Here is an 11,257-nt window from a genome sequence, read left to right on the forward strand (position 1 = left end):
GGCGACGGTATCAATAACGAATACGATAAAACACCGAACGGCGAACAGTCAGGCGAGTCAATTCCGGATAACACGTATCATGAGAATGATAAGAACAATCCGATTGCCGAGCCAGCAGACGTTGATAATGACGGTATTCCGAATAGCAAAGATGGCGATATTGACGGCGATGGTATTAAGAATGAATTGGACGGCGACCGCGATGGCGATGGCATTCCAAATGAGCTTGATAAGACGCCAGATGGTGCGCCAGATGCTAAGGATAATGGTTATCACGAGGGCGATTTGTCTAAGCCAATCACAGATCCAACGGACGTAGATGGCGACGGCATTCCGAATCAGCAAGATGACGATATTGATGGCGATGGTAAGTTGAACGCTGAAGATGAAGATGCTGACGGTGACGGTATCAACAATGAGTTTGATAAAACACCGAGTGGTGACCAATCAGGCGAGTCAATTCCGGATAACACGTATCATGAAAATGATAAGACAAACCCAATTGCCGAGCCAGCAGATGTTGACAATGACGGTACGCCAAACAGCAAGGATGACGATATTGACGGCGATGGTATTAAGAATGAATTGGATAGCGACCGCGATGGTGACGGTATCCTCAACGAGCTTGATAAAACGCCAGATGGTGCACCAGATCCGATTGATAATGGCTATCACGAGGGCGATTTGACCAATCCGATTGTTGACCCAACGGACGTAGACGGCGATGGTCTTCCAAATCAACAGGATGATGATATTGACGGCGATGGTATTAAAAACGTTGACGATAAAGACATTGACGGCGATGGTATCAATAACGAATACGATAAAACGCCAAATGGCGAACAGTCAGACCCAAGCGACTTGATTCCAGATAATACGTATCATGACAATGATAAGACAAACCCAATTGCCGAGCCAGCAGACGTTGACAATGATGGTATTCCAAATAGCAAGGATGGCGATATTGACGGCGACGGTATTAGGAATGAGTTGGACGATGACCGCGATGGCGATGGCATTAAGAATGAGTTTGACAAAACGCCAGACGGTGCGCCAGATCCGATTGATAATGGCTATCATGACGGCGATTTGTCTAAACCAATTACAGATCCAACGGACGTGGACGGCGATGGTATTCCGAATCAACAGGACGATGATATTGACGGCGATGGTATTAAAAACGCTGACGATGAAGATGCTGACGGCGATGGTATCAATAACAAGTACGATAAAACACCAAATGGTGACCAATCAGGTAGCTTGATTCCAGATAATACGTATCATGAAGGCGATCGGACAAACCCAATTGCCGAGCCAGCAGATGTTGACAATGACGGTATTCCAAATAGTATGGACGATGACATTGACAACGATGGCATTAAAAATGCTTTGGATAACGACCGTGATGGGGATGGCATTGCCAATGAGTTTGATAAGACACCAGACGGTGCGCCAGATGCTAAGGACAATGGTTATCACGACGGCGATTTGTCTAAACCAATCGCAAATCCAGCGGATGTTGACGGCGATGGTGTACCGAATCAGCAAGACCCAGATATTGACGGCGACGGCATTCCAAATGATAATGATGCCGATGTTGACGGCGATGGTATCAATAACGAGTTCGATAAAACGCCGAATGGCGAACAGTCAGACCCAAGCGACTTGATTCCAGATAATACTTACCATGAAAATGATAAGATGAATCCAATCGTTGAGCCAGGCGACGTTGATAATGACGGTATTCCAAACAGTCAGGACAAGGATATTGACGGCGACGGCATTGTCAATGGCAGAGATGATGACATCGACGGCGACGGCATTCCAAATGAAATGGACGAAACGCCAAACGGTGCGGCAGATACGATTGATAATGGCTACCATGACGGTAATCTTGATGACCTTATCGGCGATCCGACAGACGTTGACGGCGACGGTGTACCAAATCAACAAGATCCTGATATTGATGGCGATGGCATTCCAAATGCCAAAGACGTTGACAAGGACGGCGATGGTATCTACAATGCTTATGATAGAACGCCAGATGGTGACCAATCAGGTAGCTTGATTCCAGATAATACCTTTGTGGAAGGTAATCCGTCATTGCCAATCGAAAATCCGCTTGATGTTGATGGCGATGGTATTGCCAACTATGAAGATGATGATATTGACGGCGACGGCATTATCAATAAACTTGACCCAGATATGGATGGGGATGGCATTCCAAATGAAACAGATCCAACACCGAAAGGTGCGGGAGTACCTGAACCAGCGCCAGCCCCAGCAACACCAGAGATTCCAAATACTGGTGCTACTACTACGCCAACCCCAGCGCCAAGTCCAGCATCACCAAGTAAAGTCTTGCCAAATACAAGCGGCAAGTCAGAGTCACAGTTGATGTCAGCACTTGGTCTAGGTGGCTTGCTTGCAGGTGTAGCGGGTACAGCTTATCTTGGCGGTCGCAAACCAGAGGATACGCTTGTCACTTTGACAACAGACGGCTATATCAAACGCATGGATGCAACTTTCATGACCAATGATAAGGTTAAGGGCATCAAAGCTAAGCTGACAACCTTCTTCGCTGAAAAAGCGAGCCTGTCAGACGGTATCTTGCTCTTCACCAACCTTGGTCGGATGATTTACAGCCCAGTTCAAGATTTGGCGCAAGTGAGCTTTGATAGTGATGCCAAAGGTCAAGCTATTTCAGAGTTGGCAAATGATATTGAAACATTTGAAAAGGTTGTCTTTGCGAAAGTTGTGAGCAGTTTTGCCTCAGACGAGTTGCTTACGGTTGTGACTAAGAAAGGGTTTGTGAAACAAATTGCGCTTTCAGATTTGACACCGAATGACAACTATAAAGAAACAAGTGTGGTTTATGATGTGTTATCAGAAGATGATGTTGTGTTCTTTGTGAATGGCACATCAGAAAGCTCAACCTTGTTCACAACAGAAAATCACAATGCCGTGATGATCGATATTTCTGAGATTCCAGTTTTGGGTCTAAGTGAAATTGGTACACGACTTCAGGCATTGGCGGCTAATGATAGCTTGTCAAGATGTTTTGGTTAAGTAATGTTTAGTTAGAGAGTAAGATGAAAACAGCCTCTTTTGTGAGAGGCTGTTTTTGATATATTAACTTGGGTGTAAGTAACTTGCACTTGCCTAAACTAAAAGGTGGGAGTTTGTATTTTAGTTATGATAGCAATGTCAATGTAACTGGTTGGAACTTTGATAAAAAAGAATCAATCATCACGCAATAACCTAGCCAAACAAAAACTATTTGTCCACTGTAGTCAAGTAGTTTTTTATATGCCAGTAATTGTAAATTCTAAACAAAAATTGATAATTTGATTTGATTTTGAGGAGAGGCGTGTGTTTGTCGTGTAAAAAAGGTATTTTTTCTTGAAATAAATGTAAAAAAATGGTAATATGAAGTGTAAAGAAAAAATGCCATCGGGTGTTTAAAATTAAAGGAGACAAAAATGTCAATTATTACTGATGTTTACGCTCGCGAAGTCCTTGACTCACGCGGTAACCCAACTATCGAAGTAGAAGTCTACACTGAATCAGGTGCATTCGGTCGTGGTATGGTGCCTTCTGGTGCCTCTACTGGTGAACACGAGGCTGTTGAGCTCCGTGACGGCGACAAATCTCGTTACCTTGGTAAAGGTGTTCAAAAAGCTGTTGACAACGTGAATAACGTGATTGCTGAGGCAATTATCGGTTACGATGTTCGCGACCAACAAGCGATTGACCGCGCAATGATTGCTTTGGACGGCACTCCGACTAAAGGTAAATTAGGTGCGAACGCTATTCTTGGTGTGTCTATCGCTGCTGCTCGTGCTGCTGCTGACTACCTCGAAGTACCACTTTACAACTACCTTGGCGGTTTCAACACGAAAGTTTTGCCAACGCCTATGATGAATATCATCAATGGTGGATCGCATGCTGACAACTCTATTGACTTCCAAGAATTTATGATTATGCCAATTGGCGCACCTACTTTTAAAGAGGCGCTCCGTTATGGTGCAGAAGTTTTCCACAACTTGGCTGCAATCCTTAAAGCGAAAGGTTATTCAACAGCTGTTGGCGATGAGGGTGGTTTTGCCCCCAACCTTAAATCTAACGATGAAGGGTTTGAAGTGATTATCGAAGCAATTGAAAAAGCTGGTTATGTGCCAGGTAAAGATATTGTTTTGGCAATGGATGCGGCATCTTCTGAGTTCTACAACAAAGAAAAAGGCGTTTACGAATTTGGTAAATTGGCTAACAAACCAGAAGAAGAGTGGGAACTTAAATCTGAAAAAGAAATGATTGCTTACTACGAAGAACTCGTAGCTAAATTCCCAATCATTTCTATTGAAGATGGTCTTGACGAAAACGACTGGGAGGGTTGGAAAGAATTTACGAAAGCACTTGGCGACAAAGTTCAACTTGTTGGCGATGACTTCTTCGTGACAAATACTGACTACCTTAAACGTGGTATCGCTGAGGGGGCGTCTAACTCAATTCTAATCAAAGTCAACCAAATCGGTACTTTAACTGAAACATTTGAAGCGATTGAAATGGCTAAAGAAGCTGGTTTCACTGCTGTTGTCTCTCACCGTTCTGGTGAAACTGAAGATTCTACAATCTCAGACATCGCTGTGGCAACTAACGCTGGTCAAATCAAAACTGGTTCATTGTCACGTACTGACCGTATCGCTAAATACAACCAATTACTTCGTATTGAAGATCAATTGGGTGAAGTTGCGGTTTACAAAGGTCTTGACTCATTCTACAATATTAAAGATAAATCTCGTTTCTAAGATAGAAAGAGACAATATGAAAACACTTGCTTTGTAGCAGGTGTTTTTTAGTTAATAAAATCTGAATTTTATCAACTATGGAAAAATTTAGCATTTTTTTGTAAAAATAGTGTATAATAGATGTTATATGGTTGTATTGTTATGAAGAAAGAGGAAGAATTATGGCATTTAAATGGGAAGATAAGGCATCGTTTCGTCAATGGAAAGCTGGTAAAAAGTGGCTTTACACCTCAACTGCTTTAGCGGTGTTGGTAGTAGGTGGTGTGGCGACGAGTGAGTTTGTGTCATCTGATGAGACGACACAAACATCAACTAAATCAAAAGCTGAGTTGCAAGCTGACGTTGAGACGACTAAAAGATTGGCAGATGCTGCTGCTCTTGCCTATCATACGGCGCTTAATAACGATGAAAAGGTCACATTGGCAGTAAAAGAAGAAGCTACTGCTAATGAAAAAGTCAATACAGCTTTTGAGGCGGTATTGGCAGCCCAAGGAGCGCTTAATGAGGTAAAACCTTTTCTTGAAGTTGCCCAAAAAGCTTTCGAGAATCAGGAAGTCGTTGTGAAAAAGGCTACTGATGTCGTTAATGCAGCTCAAGCAGTTGTAAAGGCGGATGAAAAAGCAGTCGTTGAGGCGAAAGCTGCTGTTGATAGCGCTCAAAAAATTGTTGACGGTATGGCAGTAGTTGGGACACCAGAAGAAATTGCTGCCGCAAAAGCAGAAGTCGTAGCGGCAGATAAGGTTTTGAAACAAGCGGAAATGAAAGCGACTCAAGCTAAAAGTGATTTGGCAACTGCCAAATGACACTTTGGTTGTTGCTGCAAAAGCAGTAGCTGACGCAGAGGTAGCATTTGATAAGGCAAATGACTCGCAAGAAAAAGCGCAAGAAGAGGTCAATGCGACTAAAGTAGTCGTTGATGAAGCTGTAACAAGTGTGAAAGCAGCAGCAGATACATTGGCGGCAGCACAAAAAGAGTTAGCTGATACACCTAAAAAAACGTCTGATATTTCAGTAGATTTTGACGGAAAAGTACCTGAAAGTGTTTATAACCCTGACTATGAGGCAAAGGCGAGTAAGGGCGAAAATGCTTATGGTAACGTACATGATAATGGTAGTACTTATACGTATCCAGAGTTTATCTATGATTCAAAAGGCGACAATAGTGATGTATTAGGGAAAAATTTGACTGATGAGCAACAGTTAGCATTGTCAACATATGGCTTATATCTGATTAATGACTTGCGTGAACGAGCTGGTTTGCCGCCTTATAAAATGACTCAAGGTAATTTAAATGCAATTGATGAAGAGATGGCTTATCGTAAAACGTTAGCAGATTATAATAATCATGTGGTGTTGTGGCAAAAGGACAAGAAAAATCCCTATCAAGAATCAGGTCAAAATATGGGACCAAATTGGTATAAGGCTTCAACGATGAATGAGGCGAAAACATCGCTTGCTAATATCATCTCAGCAATGATGTATGCTGATTACAATACGAATCCTGACATTTCTTGGGGACATCGTAACAATATGTTGAGTACGACGAACACGAATTTTGCCTCTTATTATTTGGAGGGTTCTTATACACAGGACTTTTTCAGGGGCGATTCAGGAGATAGCACGTCAGTTTTGGAAACGTTTGACAATCCTGATTACTCAAAAGCTGTTGCAAATGTTGAATCTGCGACTAAGGCGAAAGTTGTTGCTGAGAATGCCCTTAAAGTAGCGCAAGAAAAGTTGACAGCTACTCAAAAAACATTAGAAAATGCTAATAAAAATGTTGTAGATACGATAAAAGCGAGTGAAACAGCTGAAAATGATTTGGCATCAGCTGAAACAGCCGTGGCAGTAGCTAAAGCAGCTAATACAGTTGCTCAAAATGACCTTTCAAAGGCTAAAACAGCCTTGATTGAGGCGACTAATAAATCAAATACCTTAGTTTCTGACGATAAAGTCAAAGACGATTTGGTGGTAGCGCAGGCAGATTTGAAAGCAGCACAAGTAGCATTGGCTAAATCTGAAGCAATGCTTGCTGAGGCTGAGGCGGACTTAGCCTATGTATCTGAAATCAAAGGCTTTTATGCGAAAGATATTGCTAATGCCAAGGCAAAGATTGAAGCTGCAGAAGCGATTCTTGCGCCCCTTCAATCGGAATTTGATGACTTGACGGCTGCTAGAGACCTTGCGACACTTAAACGTGTGGCGGCCTACGAACCGTACCAAGACTTGCTTGATGCAGCTATGATAGCTCAGACTAATCATTATGAGGCGCTTAGGGCACTTGATAATTATAAAGCGCCAGAAGAAAGTAAAGCGCCTGTTATTGATGAGACAGGAACAAATAAACAGGACACTGTTCCAGTTTCGGCAACTTATAATAAAGCACCTGTCACTAATAAAGCTAAAGTTTTGCCAGATGCAAGTACAAAAGAGTCGGCTTACCTTACTGTGATTGGTGCAATCATGCTTGCAGGTATGACTGTTGGGACAATCTCGCTTGTTGATCTTAAAAAGAACTATTAATCAGCTATAAAAGTCGTTGAATTGAACGACTTTTTTGCGTTGTGAGGGCTAAATTTTGTTATAATAAATTATGCTTAAAAATTATAAATTAGATAACCAAAAATTGGTGGAAACGAGCGATTATAGCGATTTTTCTTATATTGTTCAGCCGAGTAAGGCGGAAATTGGTAAAATTGCGGGTATTTTTGACTTTCCGTTTGATTATATTGCGGGGATTCTTGATGATGATGAAAATGCGCGGTTTGAGGTTGATGATAATGGTAATATTCTCTTGTTACTACAATATCCCGCTATTGACGAGGAAACGGGGGCGATTGAGGTCTATCCATTTTCCTTGATTGTCAATCATCGAAAGAAAGCTGTTGTTTTATCGCTCAATCATAGATGTGATTTGACCACTATTTTTGAGCGCGATTATGACGGTAAACGTTATCAGCACGAGATTATTTTTCAGGTCATGAATACTATGGCGCGCGCTTTTAATCACTATCTTGCTGACTATAAAAAGCGAATGAAGAGGATTGAAAATGAGCTGAAATATTCACAAGAAAATGCGCAAATCATGGAAATTATTCGTTCGCAAAAATCTTTGATTTATTTTGAGGCAGCGCTTGAGGACAATATCGAAGTGTATCAAAAGTTCATGTCTTTTTTGCAAGCCCATGATGAAAATGGTTTCTCAGAACGTATTTTTGATGTCTATGTTGAGTCTGCACAAGCCTTGACAACAACGGAAATTCAGCTTAAATTGCTCGAAAATCTCAGCGATTTATTCTCAAATATCGTGTCAAATAATCTGAACATCATCATGAAAATCATGACTAGCGCAACTTTTGTCATGACAATTCCTGCGATTATTGCTGGATTATATGGCATGAATGTCAAGCTTCCTTTTCAAGATTGGCCGTTTGCTTTTTGGTTGATACTGGCTGTCACTTGGCTGATTTGTGCAATTGTTTTTCGAGTTATGCTGCGTAAACGAATGTTTTAAAAGCGTGTGAGTTGCATTTATTAGCAATTTAGTTGTCGATTCTGTTTTGTTTTTGATCTGTTAAAAATTTTTTAAATAATGATACAGTTGTACCTTTTTTGGAAAACTGTTACATAAAAGAAAGTGAAATTTCTGAGCGTTTTGGCTTGTGAAACCGATTACTGTATGATATTATAAGAATGTAAAGTAAAACAGGTGATGACAATCACCAGTCTATTAAATGTAATTGAGTTTCGACTTCTTGAGTCTAGGAAAATAGATGATTTGTCTGCACGAGTTGTGCAAATCTCTTATTTTCTACGACTCAAAACAGTCGCCTCAATATCTGAAGGAGAAAAACCAAAATGGCAACTGAAGTAACTGAAAACATCTTTGAAGAAGCTTGGGAAGGCTTTGCGGGAACTGACTGGAAAGAAAAAGCCAGTGTGTCACGTTTCGTAAAAGCTAACCACAAAAACTATGACGGCGATGAATCTTTCCTTGCTGGGCCAACTGAGCGTTCTTTGAAAATCAAAGAAATCATTGAGTCAACGAAAGAACGTTATGAAGCGTCTGAGTTCCCTATGGATTCTGACCGCGCAGCGTCAATCGCAGATATTCCTGCTGGTTATATTGACCAAGAAAACGAAGTTATCTATGGTTTGCAAAACTCTGAGCTTTTCCGTCTGTCGTTTATGCCTAAAGGTGGCGTGCGTATGGCTGAGACTGCGCTCAAAGAGCATGGTTACACGGCTGACCCACTCATGCACGAGATTTACACAAAACATGTAACAACTGTAAACGACGGGATTTTCCGCGCTTACACAAATAATATCCGTAAAGCACGTCATGCACATACTGTAACAGGTTTGCCTGATGCTTACTCACGTGGTCGTATTGTTGGGGTTTATACACGTCTTGCGGTTTACGGTGCTGATTACTTGATGAAAGAAAAAGCAGCTGACTGGAACGCTATCAAGGAAATCAACGAGGAAACAATTCGTCTTCGTGAAGAAATCAATATGCAGTACCAAGCAATTGGCGAAGTTGCCAAACTCGGTGATTTGTATGGTTTGGACGTTCGTAAACCAGCCAAAAACGTAAAAGAAGCGATTCAATGGACGAATATTGCGTTCATGGCTGTTTGTCGTGTTATCAATGGTGCAGCGACTTCACTTGGTCGTGTGCCAATTGTGCTTGATATTTTTGCAGAACGTGACTTGGCTCGTGGTACTTTTACTGAGTCAGAAATTCAAGAATTTGTAGATGATTTCGTTTTGAAACTTCGCACAGTTAAATTTGCTCGGACAAAAGAATATGATGCACTCTACTCTGGTGACCCAACATTCATCACAACTTCAATGGCTGGTGTTGGCAATGACGGTAAACACCGTGTGACAAAAATGGATTACCGTTTCTTGAACACGCTTGATAACGTTGGTAACTCTCCAGAACCAAACTTGACTGTCCTTTGGGCAAGTGAATTGCCTTACGCATTCAAACGTTACTGTATGAGCATGAGCCACAAACATTCTTCTATTCAGTATGAGGGCGTGAAAACAATGGCGCAAGAGGGTTATGGCGAGATGTCATGTATCTCTTGTTGTGTGTCGCCGCTTGATCCTGAAAATGAAGATGGTCGTCACAATATCCAATACTTTGGCGCACGTGTCAATGTCTTGAAAGCTCTCTTGACTGGTATCAATGGTGGTTATGATGATGTTCATCGTGATTATAAAGTGTTCAACATTGACCCTATCAAATCTGATGTTTTAGAATTTGACGAAGTTATTGCTAACTTTGAAAAATCTCTTGACTGGTTGACTGATACGTATGTAGATGCTTTGAATATCATTCATTACATGACTGATAAATACAACTATGAAGCGGTTCAAATGGCATTCTTGCCTAGCCACCAACGCGCTAACATGGGATTCGGTATCTGTGGTTTCGCAAATACTGTTGATACTTTGTCAGCTATCAAATACGCAACTGTTAAACCTATCCGCGACGAAAATGGCTATATCTACGATTATGAAACAATCGGAGATTACCCACGTTATGGCGAAGATGATGACCGTGCTGACGATATTGCAAAATGGCTCATGGCGCAATATCACAACCGTTTGGCAAGCCACCGTCTCCACAAAGATGCTGAAGCGACTGTCTCACTCTTGACAATCACATCTAACGTGGCTTACTCTAAACAAACTGGTAACTCGCCAGTTCACCGTGGTGTTTTCTTGAACGAAGATGGCACTTCAAACCTTAGCGAAGTTGAGTTCTTCTCTCCAGGTGCCAATCCTTCTAACAAAGCTAAAGGTGGTTGGTTGCAAACACTTCGCACGCTTGAAAAACTTGAGTTCAAACATGCCAATGACGGTATTTCATTGACAACACAAGTATCGCCTAAAGCGCTTGGTAAAACACGCGATGAACAAGTTGATAACTTGGTTGATGTCCTTGATGCTTACTTTGAAGATGGTGGTCAACACGTCAACTTGAACGTTATGGACTTGGCTGATGTTAAGGATAAGATTCTTAACGGCGAAGACGTTATCGTTCGTATCTCTGGTTACTGTGTTAATACGAAGTACCTCACAAAAGAACAAAAACATGAATTGACGCACCGTGTCTTCCATGAAGTTCTGTCTATGGAAGTATAAGCTTTCGATTCTATCTGAAAATTTCGCTATTTATGGCTCTATAATAAATCGTGTGGGAAAAATTCCCAGACGATTTTTTTGCAAAAAAAATCCTTCCTTCTATAATGTGAGTTACTAAGCAACACAAAAGAAAGGAAAGACATGTTTAATTAGACTTCTCCCAAAATTAAATTTCGAAATTGATAATACCACAAATTAAGGACGCCCGAAGTAAGTGCCTCTTTCTTCGATTACGATATTTCTGAGCCATACACTTAAAGGTTTTGATTTTAGCATTGATATTCTCAATC

Annotated in this window: 5 protein-coding genes and 2 pseudogenes; 6 read left to right on the forward strand and 1 reads right to left on the reverse strand. The window is 41.3% G+C overall.

Annotated elements, in window-relative coordinates; all coding sequences use genetic code 11:
- From Hs30E_RS09265 to pflB, 6 genes and pseudogenes are all read left to right on the forward strand, one after another.
- Positions 1-3,069, forward strand: a pseudogene (locus Hs30E_RS09265) (hypothetical protein); the annotation flags it as partial.
- Between the two features lie 413 nt (positions 3,070-3,482).
- Complete coding sequence (gene eno / locus Hs30E_RS09270) at positions 3,483-4,808, forward strand: phosphopyruvate hydratase (protein ID WP_172209679.1); 1,326 nt, start codon at positions 3,483-3,485, stop codon at positions 4,806-4,808.
- A gap of 161 nt (positions 4,809-4,969) precedes the next feature.
- The gene (locus tag Hs30E_RS09275) at positions 4,970-5,611 is read left to right on the forward strand and encodes a hypothetical protein (RefSeq protein WP_172209680.1); all 642 of its coding nucleotides are present in this window, start codon (positions 4,970-4,972) and stop codon (positions 5,609-5,611) included.
- Positions 5,589-7,331 (forward strand): SEC10/PgrA surface exclusion domain-containing protein, encoded by a 1,743-nt coding sequence (locus Hs30E_RS09280; RefSeq protein ID WP_172209681.1) that lies wholly within the window; start codon positions 5,589-5,591, stop codon positions 7,329-7,331. The genes Hs30E_RS09275 and Hs30E_RS09280 overlap by 23 nt, the downstream gene beginning before the upstream one ends.
- 70 nt (positions 7,332-7,401) lie before the next feature.
- On the forward strand, positions 7,402-8,322 hold the full coding sequence (locus tag Hs30E_RS09285) for a magnesium transporter CorA family protein (RefSeq protein ID WP_172209682.1): 921 nt from the start codon (positions 7,402-7,404) through the stop codon (positions 8,320-8,322).
- Between the two features lie 344 nt (positions 8,323-8,666).
- The gene (pflB, locus tag Hs30E_RS09290; RefSeq protein WP_172209683.1) at positions 8,667-10,967 is read left to right on the forward strand and encodes a formate C-acetyltransferase; all 2,301 of its coding nucleotides are present in this window, start codon (positions 8,667-8,669) and stop codon (positions 10,965-10,967) included.
- 166 nt (positions 10,968-11,133) lie between these two features.
- Here the strand turns inward: pflB and Hs30E_RS11275 are convergent.
- Positions 11,134-11,257, reverse strand: a pseudogene (locus tag Hs30E_RS11275) (IS5/IS1182 family transposase); the annotation flags it as partial.

Origin of the sequence: Pseudolactococcus hodotermopsidis, from assembly GCF_011170085.1 — a bacterium.
In the GTDB taxonomy this organism is placed as follows: domain Bacteria; phylum Bacillota; class Bacilli; order Lactobacillales; family Streptococcaceae; genus Pseudolactococcus; species Pseudolactococcus hodotermopsidis.

Bases quoted from the DNA above. Each gene is read 5' to 3' on its own strand.
- eno (WP_172209679.1), top strand. From the start codon at position 3,483: ATGTCAATTATTACTGATGTTTACGCTCGCGAAGTCCTTGACTCACGC.
- Hs30E_RS09275 (WP_172209680.1), top strand. From the start codon at position 4,970: ATGGCATTTAAATGGGAAGATAAGGCATCGTTTCGTCAATGGAAAGCT.
- Hs30E_RS09285 (WP_172209682.1), top strand. From the start codon at position 7,402: ATGCTTAAAAATTATAAATTAGATAACCAAAAATTGGTGGAAACGAGC.
- pflB (WP_172209683.1), top strand. From the start codon at position 8,667: ATGGCAACTGAAGTAACTGAAAACATCTTTGAAGAAGCTTGGGAAGGC.